Consider the following 22,556-nt stretch of genomic DNA (forward strand, 5'->3'; position numbering starts at 1 on the left):
CTCACTCATCAGGAAGAACCGCGTGCAGGTTCCCTTTTGTTTTCCTGCCATGGCTCGGCTTTGTGCCTCTCCAACATCACAAACAAAAACAAAAGCTTTTGGGGCAGACCCAAGACTTTTTCCTCATGCCTCGCTACGTCAATTCAAAGACCAGCCCAATCTCCACGGCCAATGGCCGATTTAAAACATCTCGAGGAAATCCCGGAAAAGGGGCGGCATCCCGAACAGCTTTAACGGCCGCTTCATCGAGAAGGTTCGAAGATGAGCTCTTGACCAGCTCCAAGCCCTCAATGGTCCCGTCCGGCCGAATGACGAACCGCACGGTCACGCGTCCTTCCACGTGCCGACGTCTCGCGGCGTAAGGGTAATTTTTGTAGCGATCGATCCGCTGACGCACCTGACCGAGAAAGAGTTTGACAGGATCTTCGGTCCCAACGGCCTTGGGGACCGATTGTCCCTGAGGCGGACCGACCGCCGCGGTCCTTGACGGCATCTCCGAAGGCGCCGCCTCTTGCACACTCGACGAAGGAGTTTCTTGAGGGACCGAAACCTTCTTTTCTTGTACTGGTTTTGGTTTAGGTTTCTTTACTTTTTCGGGTACTTCCACGGGCTGAAGGGGTTTCGGTTCAGGCACCGGTTCCTGTTTGGTTTCAGGCGGTTTAGGTTTTTCACGAGGCTGCGGCTTAACATCCGGCATGGCCAAAGACGAAGCCGGCTCCAGGGGCTTCCGTGGCTCCACAATGGACACCAGGTCCAGATCGATCACCTGAAGAGGCTGCTTGTGAAACCAGCGAGCATCACCGGCAAGAAGCATACCGTGAAGAATCATGGAAAGCAGCAGGAAAAGGCCAAAAAAACGATGGGATCGAGCCTGAAAAGGCTCTGGAGACGCCAGGTTTTTTTCACGTGCTCCATGGAAAGCCTCGAATTCTCGACGTTGGAACCTTTGGGGTCCTTTCAACACCGAGTGCCCAGACCTCTTTTCTGAAACAGAGCCGTCAGGCAAGGAATCTAAGCGTTTCGTTAAAGACGGTTTCATGGTGACGGTCTCTCCGTGGCAAGACGAAGCCGGGCGGCTCCAGCCGCCTTGATAGTGTCCATCACCTGCACCACGCGATCCAAAACCAAGCTTCTGTCCGCCTTGAGGACCACGGCGGTTTCCGGATTCGACTGCAGCCGCTCTTTGATCACCGTCGACAGGTCTTCTAAAGTGACAGCCTTCGCCCCAAGATACACATCCCCTTCGGAGCTTAGGGTGACAATGATTTCCCGATCTTCCGATGGGACAACAGAAAGGGCTTGAGGTAACTGCACTCGAATCCCTTCCTCCGTCAGGAAATTGGTGGTCAGCAGAAAGTAGACAAGGAGCAAGAAAACAATGTCGATCAAGGAAGTAAGTGGTGCCTGCACAGTGTAGCGCGGTCTTTTACGTCGGTGCACCAGCATAAGCGATCAACTCCCGCAGGCCATGGACTTGCTTTTGAAAAGACGAACCACACCATCTTGGAGCCGTGCTTCATAGCGGTCCACCTGGCTGGTCAGATAACTGTGAGCAACCATCACGGGCAAGGCCACAAACAGGCCGGCCGCCGTCGTCAGCATGGCCTCCCAGATGCCGCCCGCCAACACGGAAGCATCCACTTTTCCTCCCAGCTCCTGAATAGCCATAAAGGCCCTGATCATTCCGGTGACCGTGCCCAAAAGGCCTAACAGAGGAGCAATATTGCCGATCGTCGCCAGAGCCTGCAGATACCGGGAAAGTTCCCGAACCTCCTCTTCGACGCTATGGACCAAAACGGTTTCCAAAGTCTCCCGATCCGCTTCCACCACTTCCAACCCCTGAGCCAAAACCCGCCCCATGGGGGATCGACTTTTAAGGGCCGTTTCCATGGCTTCGCTTATTTTTCCTTCACGAACCAGGGCCGAGACTCGATCCGCTACGTAGCGGCCGCGGCGTCGAAGGACCGCAAAACGGACGCTGCGCTCCAAAAAAATCGCCAATCCCAAAACGGAGCACAGCAGAATGGGAAGCATGAGAATGCCACCCTTGGTAAGAAACGCCATCACAACCACGAACCTCCCTTACCGCTGCATACCGCCGGATTTCTATCCAGGCTCAACAAAACGGGTTGCCGAGCGGCGCAAAAGAAAAAGCCACGATGCTTCGCGTCAACTTCAAAAGCGAAGACCTTCGTGGCCCTTTTGTTCATCATGGGACATGGTTTTTCGGAACGCCTTCGAGGCGCCATTGTCGAGCCTTTCTTACCCAAAACCCTTCTTGTTGTCAATCGGGGCGACTCCTTTGAGCCGGATTTGTTGCCATGCAACCCCAAAAGTCATTTATCAATTACGCTGATACATTTCCTTTACTGATTTTCGATGAAGGTTCATGACGACTTTCCAAATATCTTTTGGGCACCAAGGTCACTCTGGGAAAATTTCCCAGTGGACTTTTGTCCACGAGCACCACGCATCCGTAAGTTTCTTCGAGAGTTTGAAAAGTAAATACCTCTTCCGGAGGCCCCTGGCGTATGACATGACCGTTTTTCAGCAGCAGAACACGATTTCCGTACATGGCCGCCAGGTTGATATCGTGGGAGACCATAATGACGGTGAGTTGACGTTCTCGTCGCAGATCTTCCAGAAGATCCATAAGGCGGATCTGATGGGCGGGATCCAGGGCGGCGGTCGGTTCGTCCAGCAGAAGCAGTCGGGGTTCCTGGCACAGGGCTTGAGCCAGAAAGATGCGCTGCCTCTCCCCACCGCTTAGGCTCGTGACAGGACGGTTCCACAGGTGGACCACATCCGTCAGAGCCATAGCTTCCATCGCTTTGGCTGTGTCGTCGGCATCTTCCAGGTGCAACAAGCTGAGGTGCGGATGGCGCCCCATGAGCACCACTTCCAAGGCGGTAAAAGCAAAATCCATAAACACAATCTGGGGTAGATAAGCAATCAGGCGAGCTCGGTCTCTTCGACGATAAGATGCCATGGATCGGTCCAAGAGCCTCACGGTCCCTGAATCAGGCTGTTCCAATCCTGCCAGGAGCTTGAGAAGAGTGCTTTTTCCCGACCCGTTGGGACCGGCCACAATAAAAAACTCTCCCTCCCTCACGGACATCGAAACATGATCCAGGGCTTTGACAGCCCCGTAGGAAAAAGTCACATTCTCAAGAGACACCATGGTCTTCATCGCATGGCTCGGCGTAACAACAGAATGAATAAGGGCGCTCCGATCAGGGCCGTGATCACCCCGGCGGGCATTTCTCCATGTTTAGGAATCCAGCGGGCCAGGGTATCGCACAGGATCAAGTACGCCCCTCCCCCGAAAAAGCAGGCGGGTACCAGCACTCGATGATCCGGTCCGAAAAGCAGCCGCAGCGCGTGCGGCACCGCCAAGCCCACAAATCCTAGGAGTCCCGTGGCACAGACCGCGGCGCTGACCATGATCGTGCACACCGCCAGCAGGAACAGGCGTGTCCTTTTGACGGGAACCCCAAGGGCTTCCGCGGTTTCTCGACCCATGAGCATCACGTTCATGGGACGAGCCATGGCAAAAAGGATCATGGAACAGATCACCAGCACCACACCCAAGCCATACACGGCGGACATTTCGGCGCGGGATAAATCTCCCATGAGCCAGAAAAGGATGCTGTGCAAGCGAGCATCCTGCGTGGTGGAAACGAAAAACAAAATGAGCGCCCCACAGAAGGCGTTGATCATGACACCGGAGAGCAGCAAGGTATCCCGGCGTAAACCGCCGCGCCCGGAAGCAAGAAGCAACACGAAGGTCAGGGACAAAGCACTGGAAACAAAAGCCATGGCACTTACACCCGGGAAAAGGGAAAGCCCCATGAGGATCCCCGCAATGGCCCCAACGGCCGCACCTCCGGATGTGCCAAGAATATAGGGTTCCGCCAGAGGATTCCGCAGAAGGGCTTGAAACACGAGACCACCAAGGGCCAAAGCCGCTCCTGTTTCCAAGGCCATCCAAACCCTGGGCCAACGCAGTTGCCAGAGAATGGTCCACATGGTGGCATCCACAGCGTCTTTGCCTTGAAAGGATCGAAAAACGGCCGCAAAATCGATCCCTGAGGATCCAACGGCTAAGCCAAAGATCATAGCTCCAGCCAAAACCAAGGCGCAAAGGACCGTCACAATCAGCATACGGGTCGGTGTGACCACAGGAGTGGGCCTATCTTGCTGATGGGAGGTCATGGAAAAGTTCCGGATGAAGAATTTTCGCCAGCAGTTCCAACCCTTCTACCAACCTAGGACCAGGCCGATCAAAAAGATCAGACGGCACCAGAGACACACGGTTCATGGCCGCCGCCGGTATGCCTCGCCATTGCAGCCACTGTTCACGCACCTGTTCGAAGACCTGCTCCCGTTCCATGGACGAGACAATAATGAAATCCGGCCGTAATCTCATGACCTGCTCCAGAGTGAACCTGGGGTAGGGTTCCGGGCCTTCCGCCACGTTTCTCCCTCCGGCCCGCACAATGATCTCATGCGCAAAGGTTTCCGTTCCCACGGAAACGATGGGGGAAACCCCGATTTGAAAAAACACTCTCGGTCTGTCAAGGACGGTGCCGAGTCGTTTTTCCACGTCTTGAACACGTCGGCGCATGTCGGCCACCAGAGCCTGCGCCTCATTTTGCACTTGAAGCACATCCCCCAGAGCCAGAAGGGTTTCCATGACTTGGCCCAAAGTCCTGGGGTTCACGGCGTACACAGGAATACCGACACTTTCCAGTTTTTCCACAGCTTCTCGAGGATTCCCGTCCTTGATGGCGAGACACAAATCCGGCTTCAGGGCCACGATTTTTTCCACGTCCGGGTGCACGTAAGAGCCTACTCGAGGAAGATCCTTCGGGAACGCCGGATAATTGCTGTAGCGACTCACTCCCACCACTCGATACCCCGCCCCCAGAGCAAAAACCATTTCCGTGAGGCTTGGCGCCATGGTGATGATCCTTTGGGGCCTTTCCGGAACACGGACTTGTCTTCCCACCGGATCCACCACATCACGAGCGTAGGACCACGAGGCCGACAGGAGTACGAGTCCAAAAACGCAGACCCAAACACATCGTGCCGAGCTGATCCATGATTCGAGACCAAGTCCACGGTTCACAGGCCATCCCCATAAGCCTTTTAGAATTTCATCGATGCTCCCAGCATGAAAGCCGCACCAGGCGCAGAATATCCGAAAACCTGTTCGTAGTCGGCATCCAGAATGTTCGTTCCTTTAAGGAAAATTTCCAAATTTTTCATGGGCATGGGAACCGGCATGTCATAAGAGACCACGGCATCCAGGACGAAATAATCATCTAGGCGGACTCGTCCTGGTGCCATCCAATCGCGATAGTCCGCATCATCTCGGCTTCCCACGTAATGCCCGACAAGTCGGCAATGAAGGTTTTTCCAGCGGGAATGCAGCCAGCCTGAAGCGCTATACTTCGGCCGACGTAGAAGTTTCTTTCCTTCCTGAAAAGCCACGGAATCCAGCCCACCATCATCGGTCACTTTCGTATCCAAAAAGGTCATGCTGGCTCCCGCCGTCATGTTTTCCATCAGGTGAGCTTCCAGGCCCAGTTCCACACCACGGCTTTTGGCGGCTTGAATGTTGAAAAAATTCGGCGTCCTTTCGGGCGGGGCTGGGAAAGGGGTCGGCACGTAGGCAATAAGCTCTTTGGAGCGGCTTTCAAAGTAGCTCGCTGAAGCCTGAAGCCGCCGACCAAGACGCTGGGACACTCCCACTTCCCAGGATGTGGCTTTTTCCGGATCCAGATCGGGGTTTCCCAGGGTCCAGGAGTCGTTGGCGAAATTTTCATAGAAAGTGGGTTCCTTGATGCCTTCAGCAGCCGCCACCCGCAGCGTGGTTCCCGTTTCCTGAATGTCCAGAGCCGCCATTCCTCGAGGTGTCACTTCGGTGCCATAAGCACTATTGTCTTCCACACGAAAACCACCCACCAGATGAAGACGCTGAAACAGCCTTACCTGTTCCTGCACATAGACGGCATCGTTGGAGCGGTCCGCACTGAGTTTCGTGGTCTCGAAATAGACCGTTTCCTGCTTGTAATTTTGCTGATCCCGTTCGTAACCGACCGTCAAGACGCTCGTGACATTCTCCCAAAGAGACCAAGAAAGGTTCGCATGATAATCCAAAGTGGCGCGCGCCTCATTGTAGCGGCCGTAAGAATCAGCGAAATCGGTCACTTCGTCGTAAGGATCCAGGTTCCGACGTCGGTTCTGATGATAGCCGAAACTGACCACGTTTTCCCACCATGGAGTGCTCTGAACCCTGGTGGAAACACCCAACACGGTGTCCTGTTGCCTCTGGGTTTGGTGCGGATCCAAAGGGGCGTACTTATCCCCGGTGCTTTCCGTAGGGTATTCGTAGCGGCTGTCTGTCCATCGCCCCGTCAAGCTTACCTCCCAGGTGTCCTTAGGAAAGAAATCGAACCGGGTGCTCATGGTATTGTTCCAATAATCGTTGTTGATCTTGAGAATACCTCCGTCGTCGATTCGGCCGTAGGCGGCGGAATACCCGAAGCGATCGTTACCGCCTGAAACACGCACCTTTTGCTCTCCCATGTAGCGATTTCGATCCGAACGTATTCCATGGGCTGTGGAAACTTCCACCGAGCCGGGGCCGGATCCGGATTTGGTGAAAATGTGTATGACCCCACCGATGGCATCGGATCCATACAGAGAGCTCTGGGGACCTCGGACGATTTCAATACGCTCGATATTGTCCGTGCTAAGATTTTCCCAATAAAAATCGCCGCCGCTCAGGTTCACGTGCACACCGTCGATGAGTACCATTGTGTAGTTGGCTTCTCCGCCACGAGGAAAAACCACGGTTTGGGATCCGCGGGATCCAAAACGAATGGGATGAAACCCGGCCACATCCTGAAGCAGTTCCGCCACGTCGGAAGCCCGCCGTGCCTTGATTTCCTCTTCCGTGATCACTGTGGATGAAACCCCTAGATACTGCATCGGAACAGCCGTTCGCGTCGCCGTCACCACCACATCCTCCGCTTTCCACACAGGCTGATCCGTTCCAAGGCTTGGTATCGCCCACACCGAAATCACGACCATGACAATGGCTGCCAAACCCGGGTGTTTCCACCTTTGCCCCATGGCTTTTCCTCCTCTTTTGATTCGGAAGTGTTCCCGACCACGCCCCGTGAAGCCTCGTTCCATGGCAAACCCCTCACCACATCCATGCAGGAACTCCATGCAGGAACAACCCAACGTGCACACCTTGCCGGCAATCCCCGTAAGGGCGAGGCGGCACCCCGCCCTCACAACCCGTGTCTGGATTGGCGCGGCTCTGGTCTCGGAAGTTCCCATAGGGGAGCGGTGGTGCTCCGTCTCTAAAATCAACTTCCAGGCTCTGACAATGCTTCTTGTTAAAAGGGCTACGCCGCTAGGCATCAAATAAAAAACCCGGGTTCCTGAAGAACCCGGGATCTCCCTTTTTCATCCGGTGGTTTCCTCGGCCGTCATCCTCATCCACCCGAAGGTGCGGCCGTAGTTTCTATCCAGGCAGGTCTTCTGACTCTCGGATCATCCTACCGGCTGCGCCTTCCCACCCTCAGATGAAAGGCAGTGGCTTTAGGCAGCCTTCGTTCCCGATTACAGCGGCGGGCCCGTTCCCGATTTTCACGGGATTCCCTATTAAGCTGGAAAGCACCTGGACACCGATCTCCTAGCAAGCACCTTGTTGTCTGTCAAGCATGGAGAAATTCCCCGTGGGATTGTGCTCCTGTGGGACATCGGGAAATGTGTGTGAAGAGAGCGCCATGCAGCCGGAATTCACTTCCAGAACACGTTTTTCGTGGTAGGTGGCAAGGAAATAGCGGCACCGGCCGATGTCGGCACTCCAAAGGCGCTCAATATCTTCCGCCTTGGGAAAGATCTTGCCCTGAACCGACGGGGCCGGCCAAGCGTTGAAACCTTGAAGGGGGGACCGAGATGTCCGCCCCACGACCGCTTCGTGAAAGACTTTTTTCTCCCGCCCCCGGAAACTAAGAAAAACTAGGCTTAAGCATAAGCAGGCGGTTTTTATGCATCAGACCGTTCGAAGCGGTCCCTGTCGAGGTCAAGAAGGCCCTTTGTCGGTTCCAAAGCTGTGCTCAGGTCCTGGAAAAATGCCGCCTTCCACCTCTTGACGGTATCGGCTGACCGCCTCCATAAGCCTTTGACCCAGCATATCGTATTGCTTGACGAACCTTGGAACAAATCGGTCAAATAAACCCACAAGATCGTGAATCACCAAAACCTGACCGTCACACGCCGGTCCGGCGCCGATCCCGATGGTAGGAATAGGCACGGCTTCCGTAACGCGTTCGGCGAGAGGCGCCGGAATCGCTTCCAGGACCAAGCTGAAACATCCCGCTTGGGACAAAGCTATGGCATCGTCTATCAGTTTTTTGGCTGCCGCCTCATCTTTTCCCTGGACCTTGAACCCTCCCAGCTTGGCAATACTTTGCGGAGTCAGACCCAGATGGCCCTGCACCGGAATGCCGGCTTCCACGATCGCTTCCACCTGCCTGATCACGGAAGCGCCCCCTTCCAGCTTAACCGCCTGAGCCCGCCCTTCCTTAAGAAAGCGGCCGGCGTTTTCCACGGCTTGGGACACACTGGCTTGATAGGACAAAAAAGGCATATCCCCGATGACCAAAGCCCTCTGAGCGCCCCGAGCGACAGCTCGCGTGTGGTGCAACATCTCTTCCATGGTCACCGAAAGGGTGTCTTCGTGGCCCAGCATGACCATCGCCAAGGAATCTCCCACAAGGATCATGTCCACACCGGCTCGATCCACCCATCGAGCCATGCAGTAGTCATAGGCGGTAAGCATGGTGAGCTTGCGCCGCCCCTTGGCCGCCATAACGTTTGGGACGGTGATTCGAGACGGCGATGTCATGGATGGTGCTTCAGGTCTTTGGTTCGTGGTCATAGGAGCTCTCCTTTATTCTGACCAGTTGGGTCAAGGTCCAGTTGACAGGGGCCGAAAGACCGCGCTCTTCCGCATACTGCACGACGGCTCCGTTGATGGCGTTGATTTCCGTAGGTCGCCGGGCTTCCACATCCTGACGCATGGACGAACGATTGGTCGCCGTCGCCTGCGCTACCGCCAAAACATGTTCCACGGTGTCTTCGGGAAGGTGGATCCCTTCAGTTCGTGCCACGGCCATGGCTTCTCGAACCGCCGCCGCACACAGTTCCCGTGCCAGCACGATGCCAGGAATTTGGCCGTTTGTAAGGCCGCAGAGCGCCGTAATGGCATTGATCCCCACGTTCACGCATAGTTTTTGCCAAAGAATCCGGCGAATATCCTCACGGTAATGGGCTTCCAGGCCGGATTCGGCAAAAAGGTTCAAAATGTTCTGGATTCCAGGTGGCTTCGATCCGGTGAAACTTCCAAAAGAGGTGGGGCCGACCCCTCCATGGCGGACCACTCCCGGAGCCAGCTTGGTGGCTCCCTGGGCCGTTACCCCCACAAGGACGCGTTCCGGACCTACCAAATGGGCCAATGTTTCTCCGTTTCCCATACCGTTTTGAAGGGTGAGAAAAAGTGTTTCAGGCGTCACAGATTGAGGAGGCACCAAGCGCAAGGCTTCCCTTGTGGCGTAGCTTTTCACCATGACCAGAACCAGATCTGCGCCCGGTTCCAAAGGCACCGGTTCAAAGGACGCGTTCAGGCGCACAAGCTTTTCCTCCCCATCCATTTCCTGAAGACGCAGCCCATGAGTTTGAATGGCTTCCACATGGGTCACATCCACATCCAACAAAAGAACCTCAGCTCCAGCCATGGCAAATCGCGCTCCGAAAAGACAACCCATGGCTCCGGCTCCTACCACAAGCACATGCATCATCGGCTTGTTCTCTCCTTTCTCCGCGGTTCTATGACCTGAACGGCCTAATCCATCTCTCTCGGTCGATATGGATCGCCAGACATACTGGCAAAGATCGATCCTCAGGACAAGGACGCCTCGAACTTTTTTTCCCTGCACTCTCGGACTGCCGTAAACCCTTTGACGAAAGGCCTTGTCTAAGAGGGTGTCAATCAGGAGAGGAACAGGATTCTTTCATAGGAGAGAGGACATGAGGAAAAACCACAAGGCGTTGATGATCCTCATCCTTATTCTTGCTCTTGGGGTTTTGGGTATGGCCGCGGACGCCGAAGCTCGTAAGTCGAAACACCATAAACACTACCACTATGTTCCGGCTCCATGCCCGTCACAGAAAATCGTCGTGCACCACTACTACCCGTATCCTACGTACCGATACGCGCCACCGCCACCGCCCCGTCGTGTTCATGTGTACCATTACTACGAACCGTGTTATCCTTGGTGCGGCTCTTACCCTGCTCCACGAGGCCCCTATGTGGGTGGCTATGTGGGAGACGGGGGATGGTCCTTGATTTTTGAAACGGGCGGCCGCTGGTAAGACGCATGGCTTAGCGACCAGGGCCCGTGCGACGGACCCCGTACGGAAGGCTACTCGGTGACTTACTCCTTTCAGGTGCCTGAGGACACCCCTTTGGAGGTTCCGGAACCGTTAAAGGAGCGCCACGAAAAGGGCAACGGTTCGGACCCGAAAGGCGGTGATGAGTTCAGTCTGGTGCTTCGAGCGCAGGCGGGGGATGCCGCCGCCATGGACGCCATCATCGCCGCCTACCAACAGATGGTGTTTTCCGTGGCTTATGCTCTGAGCGGGTTTGATCGCGATGAGGCCATGGATGTCACTCAGGAAACACTGATCCAGGTTTTTCGAAAAATCGACCAATTTGAAGGGCGATCGTCTCTAGGCGCCTGGATCCGGCGTATCGCCGTCAACACAAGCCTTCTGGCTCTGAAAAGAAAAAAACGGCGCCTTCAATTCATTCTGCCCTGGCGCCTTTTCGCCAAGGATGAAAATGAGGAACGGCTCTTTGATCTGCCGGACGACAATGACGGCACGGGACCCAAAGATCCATTGGAAGCCCTTTCCACCAAGGAACTGCAACGGGATGTGCGCAAAGCGATGGAAGGTCTTTCCGAGAAGCAACGGACCGTTTTTCTCCTCAAGGTGTTTGAGGAATTAACCATTGCGGAAATCGCCGAAGTGACAGGCATGGCCTTAGGAACCGTGAAAACCCACCTGTTTCGTGCCACACGCACCGTAAGAGACCGCCTGACGGCCATGGGTTACGGCGACAATCCACAGGGGACGACTTCATGAGAGGCTGCAAGGACTTCGAAGAAACTCTTATGCTGGACGTGTTCGGCGAATTGAATCCGGACGAATTTTCCCGCTGGAGTCTTCACGCCGCAGAATGCGACCTTTGCGCGGCGGAACGTCGACGGCTTATCGAGATGGTGAAGAGCGTAAAGGCGGCGGGAATACCGGAACCCATTTCTGAATCGGAAGCCGACCGCCTCCGTGCTCACGTGCGCCGTGCCTTGAACAATGAGGCCAGCGGGGGGTTCCCCGAAAAGAGACCTTCACTTTGGAGAAGCTTTGGGTGGAAACCCGCATGGGCTTTCGGGCTTGTTTTCACCGCCGCGCTGCTCACCGGGGGACTCTATTGGAAGATGATCCCTTACGCCCCAGACTCCACGAACACACCCGTGACCACGAGCGCGATTTCCACAGAAGACCGAGAAGTCGTGGAAAACTTGGATTTCTTGAAAGAGCTCGACACCATTCGAAAACTGGTCTCCGTGGTCGATAAAGAAGCCCAGGAAAGCTCTTCGGAGGACGAAACGGAGGCTTCATCGCCCCCTGTTTCATCGCACTTGAAAAAAGAATCCTATGTGTAAAAATCCGTCTTTGGACGCCGCCTCAATCGGTCTGAAAGTTTCATCGCATTTGAAAAAAGAATTTTATGTGTAAAAACGTCCATTCGCCCACCAAAACCCATTCAGCCGGCCATCCCACACGATGGACCCTCCCTCGTCTGAGAGGACTTTCTTTAGTTTTCTTGTGCATCTATCTCCTCATTCTTTTCCAGCCGGCATCGGTGACGGCTTCCCATGTCATGACACGCTTCGACCAAACTTTGGTTTTCGGCCCGCACGGAGCCCAGCCTGATAAACTTTATGTCAAGCGCCCGGATGACGGAGAAAAGTCCGTCAATCCCTTTTTCGATTTCAAGGGCCGATCCAAGCCCGCGCCTCAATACCAAGAATGGCAGTCCCTGCCGGCTCAGGATAAAGACGTTCTGCGCCGTCGCATGCATGAATACCGCAGCCTGCCTCCAGCGGAGCAGGAACTGTATCGACAACGCTGGCGGCAATGGCAGCAGATGTCTCCGGAAGAAAAGCGTCGCGTCGAATCGGACCTTCAACGATGGAACCAATTGTCTCCCGAAGAGCGTGAAGCTCTCCGTCGCCTTTTCCAACGTTAAGGGCATGGCGCCATAAAGATTTTCCGTCTCTTCCACAAGGAACCTGGCCTCGGGTGCTTCTTCTGCGCCCTCGCGCGCCCAGGGCTTGTACCCTGCTCCCTTTCCCGCCGCCAACCCTCGGCACTACCTCATCCCGGTTCCGCAGGACTCAGCCCGGGTCCTTAGATGTCGGGCTATGCGCTAGCCTGGGGCCATCTTGTGTCGCAACTTCCCCCTTGATGAAAAGGCGGCGGCTGATTTCCTTTGGCACCTCCAACAGGATCGAAAACCCCAACAAGGAATTCAGGCGCAGGAACCGGCCTCTGGAGATGCTCTCTGGAGAATGTTCCTGTTGCACGTTCTTTGCCTTCCTAGGGGTCACGATGCAATTTCATCGAAAATCGAGCTGCGTAAAAACACAGCCTTTTGGAATCAGGCCTAAGGGCGGCTTGCGGGATGGAGAGTATTTTCCATAAACGAGTTGACACCAGTTCCTTGATAGTCATAGATAGCGCCCTGGATATGTGCCGGCGGTTCTCGGGAGTTCAACATTCTGTGGCCGATGCATGACGTCAACAACTGGGGAGAGGGTGCGGGCCTTTCGGGATCATCGAACAGAGGACATTGAAAGCGCAGACGAGAAGCGGCTGCTTTGTGGGTACTCGAGAGGTTGAGGATAAAAGACATGGTCAAAGAGGACGCGAAGAACTGCAAGGAGGTGGGGACGGAGGCATGAGCTCTCTTTCCGTTCCCGTAAATCCCTTTGCGCACCTGAAGGCCGTCTGGGCCTATCGCGGATTCATCCTTGGCAGCGTAAGGCGCCAATTTCAGGCTCGATACCAGAATTCCCTTCTGGGAGCCGCCTGGACGGTGCTCAACCCGCTCGCCATGATCCTGATTTACACGGTCGTTTTTTCGCAGCTTATGCGAACCCGGCTTCCGGGTTCGGAAAACGCCTTTTCTTACAGCATTTATCTTTGTTCGGGAGTCCTCACCTGGGGTTTGTTTTCGGAGATAACCAGTCGATCGCTCACTGTGTTTATCGAACATGCCAATCTCATCAAAAAGCTGAGTTTTCCCCGGCTGTGCCTCCCCGTCATTGTCCTCGGTAACGCCATCCTGAATTTCATCATCATCTTCGGGCTTTTTACGGTGTTTCTTCTTGTGACGAAAAACTTTCCCGGTTTACCCTACCTTGCGGTTTTTCCCCTTGTTGCCGTCGAGGCGGCTTTCGCCATTGGTCTCGGTGTGACCCTTGGAATACTCAATGTGTTCTTTCGAGATGTAGGCCAGTTCTATGGGGTGATCCTGCAATTCTGGTTCTGGCTTACCCCTATCGTCTACCCTGTCTCGGCTCTACCGGAATGGGCCCGGCGGTTGTTGGACCTGAACCCCATGGCCGGTCTCATAGCCGGGTTTCAGACCATCTTTGTGGAAGGCCGGTGGCCGCTATGGAACAAGCTCATCCCTATCACCTTGCTGGCCTTTGTCATGTGTAGTTTGGGGATCCGGCTGTTCCTCAGGCATGCAGGGGAGATGGTGGATGAATTATAGATGTTTATGAGAAAGTCTATGATGTTAAGCACACGGTTTTGAACTGATATATGGCTGTTCTTCGCGTCAATAACATCAGCAAGGCCTATAAGCGCTATCACAAGAAATCAGGCCGCCTCCTTGAGTGGTTAGGTCTTGGCACGCATCACGAACGGATCTGGGTGCTAAGGGACATAAACTTTGTTGTCCATTCCGGCGAGGCGGTGGGGATTATCGGTGTCAACGGCGCTGGAAAAAGCACCCTTCTCAAGATAATCGCCGGCACAGTGCAGCCTACCAGCGGGAGCGTTCAGATCCATGGACGCGTGTCGGCCCTGCTGGAACTGGGCATGGGTTTTCATCCCGATTTCACAGGAAGACAAAATGTCTATATGGCCGGGCAACTGCTGGGGTTGCGTGTGGAGGAGATTCGGGAACTGATGCCCCGGATCGAGGCCTTTGCCGAGATTGGCGACTACATGGATCAGCCGTTCCGGGTGTACTCGAGCGGCATGCAGGTTCGGCTGGCCTTTAGCGTGGCCACGGCCGTCCGACCCGATATCCTCATCGTGGACGAGGCCCTGTCTGTGGGGGATGCCTATTTTCGGCACAAAAGTTTCGACCGGATCCGCGAGTTCCGGAAATTAGGCACCACGCTGCTCTTCGTTTCCCACGACCGTAATGCCATTGTGAGCATTTGCGACCGTGTCCTTCTCCTGAACCGGGGGCGTCTGGTCATGCAGGGCGAGCCCGAGGCAGTAATGGATTATTATAATGCTATGCTGGCATGTCACCAAAAACAGATGGTTAAGCAGATTGTAACTGAAAGTGGCAAGACACAGACTGTTTCTGGCACTGGTGAGGCGACAGTAAGCTATATTCGCTTGCTAGATGAAAGTGGAACACCTCTTGAAGTTGTTCATGTGGGCCAGTTGGTTTGCTTGCGCATTGTTGTTCAAATCAATTCATTCATAGAGCGGCTCGTGCTTGGTTACGCCATAAAAGATCGTTTAGGTCAGGTCATTTATGGCACCAATACACACCTAAAAAATCAGCCGCTCTTCAATGTTGTTGCTGGTGAACGTTATCAGTATGACATTACATTTCGTGCCACCTTAGGACCTGGTACTTATTCCATTCAAACAGCACTTTGCAGTTCAGATACCCATCTCGTAAATAATTATGAATGGCGTGATCTAGCACTGGTATTTGAGGTCGTCAATGTTAACAACGCACATTTTGCAGGATGTGCATGGATTGATCCTGATATCGGAATAACACCGCTATGACTATCATTTCTTACGCTCAAAATTTTGAAGACGTTATGCTTTGGCGTGCGCTCAAGCATGTTAGCCATGGTTTTTATATAGACGTCGGCGCTTGGTCGCCGGACATAGAGTCTGTCACGAAAGTCTTCTATGAACGGGGTTGGCGTGGTATTAACATTGAACCAAACCCTGTTTACCATCAAATGCTTCTGGAAAAAAGACCTAGGGATATCAATCTCAAAATTGCCATAAGCGACAAACCTGGTTTATTGGAAATGACTTTTGTTGAGAACTCAGGCCTTTCTACACTGTCCAAGAAACTTTCCAACATCTACAAAGAAGCCGGATGGAGTGTAAAAAATCAGCTCGTACAAGTGAAAACTTTATGTCAAGTTTGGGAAGATTACATCACTGACGGGCAAGAAGTCCAATTCTTGAAGATTGATATTGAAGGACTGGAAGAGTTAGCTATCAGGGGTAATGATTGGACAAAAAATCGTCCATGGATCGTTGTGGTGGAAGCAATGGAGCCTATGTCGCAAGTAGAGTCCCATCACGTTTGGGAACCTATATTGCTTCAAGCAGATTATATTTTTGCTTATGCAGATGGGTTGAATCGTTTTTACGTAGCTAAAGAACGTGCTGATTTGCTGCCAACCTTTGCTTATCCGCCTAATGTCTTTGACGGATTTGTATTGGTGTCTCAAAAACAGGCTGAGGCCCGGGCCCAGCAGGCGGAAGCACGCGCCGCTCAAGCACAAGCCCGAGAGGCCGAAGCAAAAAGCCAAATGCAGCAGGCTATACAGCGTGCGCTCCACGCAGAGGAGCGTGCCGAAGAGGTCATGAAGCTTTACAAGGATATTATTAACAGCAAATCATGGAGGATTACAAAACCTTTGAGATATGCCGGCATGTTTGCAAACCGCCTTCTAATAGGTACCTACGCTTGGCTTACATTTTCTCCCACAAGCATACCTAGAAGAGTGTTGGAACAAACGCTGACCAAGGCAAAACACTACATCAATGCCCGCCCAAGACTTAAAATGCATGTAATAAAGGTTTTAGAACATTTTCCAAAGCTTAGTGATAAGCTGCAAAGGTTAGAATATAGCGCATTTCCATCTACTTCTCTGCACACTTTAGGATTCAGCCTTAAAGATTCCATGGACAGCAGTCGTGATTTACAATTGTCTTGCCTTTCTTCGCGAGCCCAACACATTTATATGGACCTAAAAAAAGCAATCGAACGCACCAAGTGTCCAAAATAAAACATTTGCGTAGTCGTTGCCGTGAACTTGTTTTTTAACTATTGTGGCAAACAGTGATGATTTAAGGGAAAGTGTCAATGCGCATTGTCATCGACATGCAAGGGGCGCAGAGTGAGAGTCGTTTTCGCGGCATTGGTCGCTATACTATGTCTTTTACCAAAGCGATCGTCAGAAACCGGAAAGAACATGAAATCATCCTTGCACTTTCGAGTCTTTTTCCGGAAACCATCGAGCCCATTCGGGCGGCTTTTGACGGCTTGCTGCCGCAGGAAAAGATTGTCGTATGGTATGCGCCGGGGCCAGTGATGGAGAGAACTCCGGGGAACGACAACAGAAGAGAAGTCGCTGAGCTTATCCGCGAAGCATTTCTTGCAAGTCTCAAGCCTGATGTTATTCACATCACCAGCCTGTTTGAAGGTTACGTCGATGATGCTGTCACCAGTATCGGCAAGTTCGATCAGAGAACACCAGTAAGTGTGACGCTTTACGATCTCATTCCACTTGTGAATCAGGAACATTACCTTAAACCCAATCCACGTTATGAGCAATATTATCGTCGAAAATTAGAATCACTTAAAAAAGCCTCGCTTTATTTGGCAATTTCCGAATTCACATGCCAAGAAGGAAGGCACTACTTATCAGCGTCAAGCAATTCATTTATTAACGTATCGACTGCTGTGGAAGATGATTTTCAACCCCAAAACATTAGTGATGAAACAGCTCGCCGGATTTTTGCCAAATTTGGTCTTCGTCATCCCTTTGTTCTCTATACTGGGGCAATTGATGAGCGGAAAAATCTACCGCGTCTAATTCATGCCTATGCTGCGTTGTCAGCCAGTCTGCGCGCAAGCCACCAACTGGTGTTTGCTGGCAAGATTCCTGAAAGCTATATGGTGCAGCTTCGGCATATAGCTGAAATGGCCGGGCTCAAAGCCAACGAGCTCATTTTCACCGGCTATGTCAGTGATGAAGAACTTGTCCAGCTTTACAACCTCTCCCGGCTCTTCGTTTTTCCCTCCTGGCATGAAGGCTTTGGCTTGCCAGCACTTGAAGCTATGGCCTGTGGTGCGCCGGTGATAGGGGCAAACACCAGCAGTCTGCCGGAAGTGATCGGGTTGGAGGAAGCGCTGTTTGATCCCTTTGACGTCAAGTCTATTACCAGTAAGATGACGCAATCATTAGAAGATGAAAGCTTTCGACAGCGGTTGCAAGAACACGGCCTGCGACAAGCTAAAGAGTTTTCTTGGGACAAAACAGCCAAGCGGGCGATGACCGCATGGGAGGGGCTGCAACCATGTAAAACAAAAGTGTATGCCCAGCCGGCTTCAGGGCGAAAGCCAAGGCTAGCCTTTGTCTCCCCCTTGCCACCCGAGCGCACCGGCGTTGCCGATTACAGCGCAGAATTGCTTCCGGCATTATCCACATACTACGACATCGAAGTTATCGTCGCCCAGAAGCGGGTGGAAGATCCGTGGATCAATCAGCATGGAAGGATCCGTGATGTCAATTGGCTGCGAACTAATTTGCATCAGATAGATCGTGTGCTTTATCAGGTTGGGAATTCACCTTTTCACCAGCACATGCTGCCATTGATGACCGAAATCCCTGGTGTGGTGGTGTTGCATGATTTTTATATGAATGAATTGATGGCCTGGCTGGAGTTACACGGAGGCGTAAAATTCGCATGGACTCAAGCGCTTTACCACAGCCACGGCTATGCGGCTGTCCTAGCCCGCTATCAAAACGTTGATAAGGCAAAGATCAATTATCCTGTCAATGGCCATGTCGTACAGCATGCACTGGGCATTATTGTCCATTCTGAATACTCTCGGGAATTGGCGCGGAAGTGGTATGGGCCTCAATGGGCTGAGAATTTTCACGTGGTGCCGCACGTGCGTATACCAAGCAGGTTTGCTGATAGGCAGAAGGCCCGCATAGAGTTAGGCATTACAGAGAAAGACTTCCTTGTATGCAGTTTCGGTTTTCTGGGTGATACTAAATTAAATCATAGGCTTTTACAGGCATGGTTGAGGAGCTCCCTATGTAGTGATACAAATTGTTATCTTGTGTTTGTAGGAGAAAATCAAGGTGATGCTTATGGCACTAAACTGCTCAAGACAATTGCTGATAGTGACTGCAAAGATCGTATTCTTATAACAGGCTTTGCGCCGACAGAACTATTCAAGCGATATTTAGCTGCAGCAGATGTGGCTGTCCAATTACGCACACAAAGCCGCGGCGAAACATCCGGTGCGGTATTGCATTGCATGAACTATGGCCTACCTGTCATTGTCAATGCCCATGGTTCCATGGCGGAACTGGATCGGGATGCCGTCTGGATGCTGCCAGACGAGTTTGAAGACAGCGAGTTGGTCGACGCTTTGGAAAAGCTTCGCCAATCCCCAACACTGCGTGATCAAATCGGGGCTCGCGCGCGCAATTACATATCGGCCCACCACAGCCCAGAAGCTTGCGCTCGGCAGTATGTCAAAGTTATTGAAGGAGTTTATTCACGCACAGCCAACAGCTTGCCTAAGTTGATTCAGTCGCTGGCAAACAAGCCAGACTTTAAGCCTTCCAAAAAGGAGATGCTAAATCTGGCCGTCACGCTTGCTCGAAACCACCCTCTGCCTAGACTTGCAAAACGGCTGTATCTGGATGTCTCTGCCACGTGCCGTCACGATCTTAAAACGGGTATACAGCGTGTGGCACGAGCCTTGACCCTGGCACTGATAGAATCACCACCCGAAGGTTATCGCACTGAACCAGTTTACCTGAATCATGAAAACGGGGCATGGTTCTACCGCTACGCCCGACGTTACACTTTGGGGTTGCTGGGATGTCCTTCAGACAGATTGGAGGATGCCGTGGTCGAGCCGGAGGCGGGTGATATACTTTTAACGGTTGATTTTTCAGGCAATATGTTGATTCATGCGGTGGAATCTGGGTTCATGCGGGATTGTCGCAATCGTGGCGTTTCTATCTATGCGATGGTTTATGATTTACTGCCTGTGCGAATGCCGGAAGTCTTTCCTCCAGGTGCAGATCAAATATTTGCTTTATGGCTCAAGGCAGTCTCTGCATTTGATGGAGCGATTTGCATTTCAAAGGCTGTAGCCGATGACCTGCGTGTATGGTTTGACGACAACCTGCCTACACTTCCCGAAGGTCGCCGTCCATATTCCATAGAGTGGTTTCATCTCGGGGCGGATGTTCTCAATTCTGCACCTACCCGAGGCGTGCCGATCGATGGGGAGGAAACTCTCCAAAAGCTCAAGTCTCGGGTTACTTTTCTCATGGTGGGCACCATCGAGCCTCGCAAGGCCTACCTGCAAACGATTCATGCTTTCGATCAACTTTGGGCGAACGGTCTCGATGTCAATTTAGTCATTGTAGGTCATGAAGGATGGAAACACGTGCCCAACGACATGCGCCGTGACATCCCACAAACCATCGAACTTCTGCGATCGCATCCTGAACGAAACAATCGCCTTTTTTGGCTTGAAGGTATAAGCGACGAATATCTGGAAAAGGTCTACGCCGCAAGTACTTGCCTGATCGCCGCTTCCTATAGTGAAGGCTTTGGATTGCCGCTTATCGAGGCGGCACATCACAAACTCCCTATCATTGCCAGGGATATTCCTGTCTTTAGAGAGGTGGCCGGCGATTTTGCATATTACTTTCCAGATAGTAGAGAATCGGAAGTACTTTCAACGGCAATAAAACATTGGCTTACTCTGTACAAACACAATCGACACCCACAACCAGACGCAATACCATGGCTTACATGGAAGATGAGTGCAAAGATCTTGACCGAAAAGCTTTTTACCTTCATAGCACTACCAACACACACTTAAGGGGATGAATCTTATGAAATTATTTTTTGATCACATTCCAAAGACAGCAGGAACAAGCTTACGCACATTTTTGGAAGAGGCATTCGGTGTAGGGATGGTTTCACCTCTATTATCATATTTAAAACTGGACCATGCCTTAACTCTTTATAAACAAGAGAAAATTCTCTGGGGCCATTTTGATTTCATTCCAGGTCAAACACTTCCGGCTGGCTATATTTCTGCAACCATGCTAAGAGAACCCGCTGAACGAACGTTATCTGATTTCTTTTTTTCTAAATTCGATGTCTTTCCATTTCAACGTGACGCTAAATTAAACGAGCTATCAATTGCGGAGGCTTTTTCTGACCAGCAAATATTGTTCTCCTACTCTAATACGCAATCAGTCCATTTCGCACGGTTTTACCATCCTAATCCGCGAAATCTTTCTGCAAACGAGTTGTTGCGTTTGGCAAAGAAGGGGCTTGAACAGTATGATCTTGTTGGAACTACAGAAAGGATTGCTGAATTCTGCGATGAATTAAGGAGAATTTTTAATTTACCGAAAGATGTGATGCTAAAAAAATTAGAGGTTACATCTAGACGACCAATCTTTTCAGATCTTCCTCAAAACATTCAAAAAAAGATACAAGAAATTACCCACATTGATAAACAACTCTGGGAGTATGCAAATGAGCTGTTTGAGACAAAAACAAAACGCTTTTTTTTTACAGAGAAAGACCTTTCGTTATTGCCTGCTAAGGAAAACAATACTTTTGCTGCAGTAACCCCCGTTGTCGAAGATGACGCCATCGAATTGTTGGGTGTGCGCGTACGTGGTCATCCAAATCCCTACCGATGCCGGCTGCTTTCTGGTGAAGAGATAGTAATCACTATCACATTCAGATGTCACAAGGATGTCGATGACCTTACAATTGGTTATAGTATTCACCATGATTCTGGTTTGCATATATTTGGGGTAAATACCAGGCTTATGGGCTATAATCTTAAATGCAAGGCAGGCAATGACTTTCAAGTGAAGTTTGCGTTTCCAGGGAATCTCGGCATTGGTAAGTATTATGTTCACGTGTCTGCACATACTGGGCTTACTCACTTGGAAAGATGCTTTTTCTGGAGAGAAAAGGCGGCTTTTTTCCAGATTGTTGGTTGTTTAGGTATTCCTTTTGAGGGATTGGTTCGTTTGATGCCAGTATGTCATATAGGAGATGAGTTAATAATAAAAGATACCGAAACACAAGCAAATGGCTTTAAAATTGTTGGGTTAAATAACCCACCGCTTACGGATATAAAGGGAAGTATTCGAGCCCTCACTCCAATTCCACCGGTCCTGCCTGGTCAGCAGTTTTCCATCCTGGTCGAGATTACGAATGATGGAAAGGAGGAGTGGTTTTTTGGGACAGAACCAATACGGCCAGTGCATATTTCATATCATTGGCTTGATAAGAATGAGAATATAGTCATTTGGGATGGACATAGAACTTATTTATCAGGAAGCCTACCACAAGGCGCTAAAATAAGAGCCAATGCCTTTGTGGAAGCACCTAAGCAAGAAGGGGAATTTATACTTGAACTAACATTAGTACAAGAAGCAGTATGCTGGTTTGACCAGAAAGGCTTCAAAACATGCAGGCTGAATTGTAGGGTTACGAGATAAACACACGAAAGCGCCACTTAGATCTACAATGTATATTACATCTTTAGATCTATGCTTTCACCTTTCGTTATCCTTAATCCGTAAGAGTGTGTCTATACATACACGTATCATCAGGCATTTATCTTATTGATGTTCCTTCGCTTCTGTGCTATAGGGTCTCTTGTCCCAATTTCACCCGGCAGCTGCCGTCGGGGAAAGAATGGAGATTCAATGATCTGCGAAGGCCTTCTCCAGCGGGCACTTGGACCTGGTTCTTGTGGGCCATTTGATCAACGGCAGCACGGAGGTTTGCCAACGGGTGGGAAAGGAAGTTCAGGGACCGCCTATCAATTCTCACGGGGATGGGGTCAAGACCTGGGTAGGGCTTTTGTGTCCGGGGAAGAGCGACTTTGAAGCCGCCGGAGGGGCGGGTCCGGCGATGACGGGTTCAAAGAGGCTCTGGACTTCCAAAAGGTCCCTTCTCAGGAAACCCTGCGACAGCGCTTCGACAAGCACGCGAGAGTTTTCGAACGTCTTACCGGCGCCGCCGGCGTTGAGCTGCTTGTAGGTTCCCGTAACGGCTCTTTCCACGGGGGATGTGGCTTTGGACCTGGATGTTTT

The 22,556-nt window shown here is 51.8% G+C and carries 19 protein-coding genes and 1 riboswitch; of the genes, 9 read left to right on the forward strand and 10 right to left on the reverse strand.

Features of this window, described 5'->3' with window-relative positions:
* Positions 1–133 precede the first annotated feature (133 nt).
* The 9 genes from WHS46_06725 to WHS46_06765 all read right to left on the reverse strand — a co-directional run bounded on the left by WHS46_06725 (position 134) and on the right by WHS46_06765 (position 9,884).
* Positions 134–964, reverse strand: a complete 831-nt coding sequence (locus WHS46_06725) for an energy transducer TonB (protein MEJ5348366.1) — start codon at positions 962–964, stop codon at positions 134–136.
* A gap of 71 nt (positions 965–1,035) precedes the next feature.
* The gene (locus WHS46_06730; GenBank protein MEJ5348367.1) at positions 1,036–1,446 is read right to left on the reverse strand and encodes a biopolymer transporter ExbD; all 411 of its coding nucleotides are present in this window, start codon (positions 1,444–1,446) and stop codon (positions 1,036–1,038) included.
* Between the two features lie 6 nt (positions 1,447–1,452).
* On the reverse strand, positions 1,453–2,064 hold the full coding sequence (locus WHS46_06735) for a MotA/TolQ/ExbB proton channel family protein (protein ID MEJ5348368.1): 612 nt from the start codon (positions 2,062–2,064) through the stop codon (positions 1,453–1,455).
* A gap of 283 nt (positions 2,065–2,347) precedes the next feature.
* Positions 2,348–3,190 carry an ABC transporter ATP-binding protein gene (locus WHS46_06740; GenBank protein MEJ5348369.1) on the reverse strand — a complete coding sequence of 281 codons (843 nt, stop codon included), beginning with the start codon at positions 3,188–3,190 and terminating at the stop codon, positions 2,348–2,350.
* Positions 3,187–4,215 carry an iron ABC transporter permease gene (locus tag WHS46_06745; GenBank protein ID MEJ5348370.1) on the reverse strand — a complete coding sequence of 343 codons (1,029 nt, stop codon included), beginning with the start codon at positions 4,213–4,215 and terminating at the stop codon, positions 3,187–3,189. The genes WHS46_06740 and WHS46_06745 overlap by 4 nt, the downstream gene beginning before the upstream one ends.
* A complete protein-coding gene (locus WHS46_06750; protein ID MEJ5348371.1) occupies positions 4,193–5,131 on the reverse strand; it encodes a cobalamin-binding protein in 939 nt (312 codons plus the stop codon). The genes WHS46_06745 and WHS46_06750 overlap by 23 nt, the downstream gene beginning before the upstream one ends.
* A gap of 20 nt (positions 5,132–5,151) precedes the next feature.
* Complete coding sequence (locus WHS46_06755) at positions 5,152–7,143, reverse strand: TonB-dependent receptor (protein ID MEJ5348372.1); 1,992 nt, start codon at positions 7,141–7,143, stop codon at positions 5,152–5,154.
* Positions 7,144–7,532: 389 nt separating this feature from the next.
* Positions 7,533–7,718, reverse strand: a riboswitch (cobalamin riboswitch).
* Between the two features lie 389 nt (positions 7,719–8,107).
* Positions 8,108–8,965, reverse strand: a complete 858-nt coding sequence (gene panB / locus WHS46_06760) for a 3-methyl-2-oxobutanoate hydroxymethyltransferase (GenBank protein ID MEJ5348373.1) — start codon at positions 8,963–8,965, stop codon at positions 8,108–8,110.
* Positions 8,943–9,884: a 2-dehydropantoate 2-reductase gene (locus WHS46_06765; protein MEJ5348374.1), complete on the reverse strand. Its 942-nt coding sequence runs from the start codon at positions 9,882–9,884 to the stop codon at positions 8,943–8,945. The genes panB and WHS46_06765 overlap by 23 nt, the downstream gene beginning before the upstream one ends.
* 229 nt (positions 9,885–10,113) lie before the next feature.
* On the opposite strand from WHS46_06765, the gene WHS46_06770 reads away from it, so the two are divergent.
* The 9 genes from WHS46_06770 (at position 10,114) to WHS46_06810 (ending at position 21,956) form a co-directional block, all read left to right on the forward strand.
* On the forward strand, positions 10,114–10,458 hold the full coding sequence (locus tag WHS46_06770; protein ID MEJ5348375.1) for a hypothetical protein: 345 nt from the start codon (positions 10,114–10,116) through the stop codon (positions 10,456–10,458).
* A 57-nt stretch (positions 10,459–10,515) separates the two neighbouring features.
* Positions 10,516–11,232 carry an RNA polymerase sigma factor gene (locus WHS46_06775; GenBank protein ID MEJ5348376.1) on the forward strand — a complete coding sequence of 239 codons (717 nt, stop codon included), beginning with the start codon at positions 10,516–10,518 and terminating at the stop codon, positions 11,230–11,232.
* On the forward strand, positions 11,229–11,813 hold the full coding sequence (locus tag WHS46_06780; GenBank protein ID MEJ5348377.1) for a hypothetical protein: 585 nt from the start codon (positions 11,229–11,231) through the stop codon (positions 11,811–11,813). Before WHS46_06775 ends, WHS46_06780 begins: the two co-directional genes overlap by 4 nt.
* 161 nt (positions 11,814–11,974) lie before the next feature.
* A complete protein-coding gene (locus tag WHS46_06785; protein MEJ5348378.1) occupies positions 11,975–12,400 on the forward strand; it encodes a DUF3106 domain-containing protein in 426 nt (141 codons plus the stop codon).
* Positions 12,401–13,111: 711 nt separating this feature from the next.
* Positions 13,112–13,933, forward strand: a complete 822-nt coding sequence (locus WHS46_06790; GenBank protein MEJ5348379.1) for an ABC transporter permease — start codon at positions 13,112–13,114, stop codon at positions 13,931–13,933.
* A gap of 50 nt (positions 13,934–13,983) precedes the next feature.
* Entirely contained in the window at positions 13,984–15,201 is a 1,218-nt protein-coding gene (locus WHS46_06795; GenBank protein ID MEJ5348380.1) for an ABC transporter ATP-binding protein, read from the forward strand.
* Complete coding sequence (locus WHS46_06800; protein MEJ5348381.1) at positions 15,198–16,448, forward strand: FkbM family methyltransferase; 1,251 nt, start codon at positions 15,198–15,200, stop codon at positions 16,446–16,448. The genes WHS46_06795 and WHS46_06800 overlap by 4 nt, the downstream gene beginning before the upstream one ends.
* 77 nt (positions 16,449–16,525) lie before the next feature.
* A complete protein-coding gene (locus tag WHS46_06805) occupies positions 16,526–20,305 on the forward strand; it encodes a glycosyltransferase (protein MEJ5348382.1) in 3,780 nt (1,259 codons plus the stop codon).
* Between the two features lie 13 nt (positions 20,306–20,318).
* Positions 20,319–21,956, forward strand: coding sequence for a Wzt carbohydrate-binding domain-containing protein (locus WHS46_06810; protein MEJ5348383.1), 1,638 nt, complete (start codon positions 20,319–20,321; stop codon positions 21,954–21,956).
* A gap of 333 nt (positions 21,957–22,289) precedes the next feature.
* Here the strand turns inward: WHS46_06810 and WHS46_06815 are convergent.
* Positions 22,290–22,556 (reverse strand): hypothetical protein (locus WHS46_06815; GenBank protein MEJ5348384.1); only part of this gene is annotated, 267 nt, incomplete at its 5' end.

This window comes from Desulfosoma sp. (genome assembly GCA_037481875.1).
Lineage (GTDB): Bacteria > Desulfobacterota > Syntrophobacteria > Syntrophobacterales > DSM-9756 > Desulfosoma.

Coding starts and splice junctions, on each gene's coding strand:
- WHS46_06795 (MEJ5348380.1), top strand. CDS start 13,984: ATGGCTGTTCTTCGCGTCAATAACATCAGCAAGGCCTATAAGCGCTAT.
- WHS46_06790 (MEJ5348379.1), top strand. CDS start 13,112: ATGAGCTCTCTTTCCGTTCCCGTAAATCCCTTTGCGCACCTGAAGGCC.
- WHS46_06810 (MEJ5348383.1), top strand. CDS start 20,319: ATGAAATTATTTTTTGATCACATTCCAAAGACAGCAGGAACAAGCTTA.
- WHS46_06740 (MEJ5348369.1), bottom strand. CDS start 3,190: ATGAAGACCATGGTGTCTCTTGAGAATGTGACTTTTTCCTACGGGGCT.
- WHS46_06735 (MEJ5348368.1), bottom strand. CDS start 2,064: ATGGCGTTTCTTACCAAGGGTGGCATTCTCATGCTTCCCATTCTGCTG.
- WHS46_06730 (MEJ5348367.1), bottom strand. CDS start 1,446: ATGCTGGTGCACCGACGTAAAAGACCGCGCTACACTGTGCAGGCACCA.
- WHS46_06755 (MEJ5348372.1), bottom strand. CDS start 7,143: ATGGGGCAAAGGTGGAAACACCCGGGTTTGGCAGCCATTGTCATGGTC.
- panB (MEJ5348373.1), bottom strand. CDS start 8,965: ATGACCACGAACCAAAGACCTGAAGCACCATCCATGACATCGCCGTCT.
- WHS46_06770 (MEJ5348375.1), top strand. CDS start 10,114: ATGAGGAAAAACCACAAGGCGTTGATGATCCTCATCCTTATTCTTGCT.
- WHS46_06805 (MEJ5348382.1), top strand. CDS start 16,526: ATGCGCATTGTCATCGACATGCAAGGGGCGCAGAGTGAGAGTCGTTTT.
- WHS46_06765 (MEJ5348374.1), bottom strand. CDS start 9,884: ATGATGCATGTGCTTGTGGTAGGAGCCGGAGCCATGGGTTGTCTTTTC.
- WHS46_06745 (MEJ5348370.1), bottom strand. CDS start 4,215: ATGACCTCCCATCAGCAAGATAGGCCCACTCCTGTGGTCACACCGACC.
- WHS46_06800 (MEJ5348381.1), top strand. CDS start 15,198: ATGACTATCATTTCTTACGCTCAAAATTTTGAAGACGTTATGCTTTGG.
- WHS46_06780 (MEJ5348377.1), top strand. CDS start 11,229: ATGAGAGGCTGCAAGGACTTCGAAGAAACTCTTATGCTGGACGTGTTC.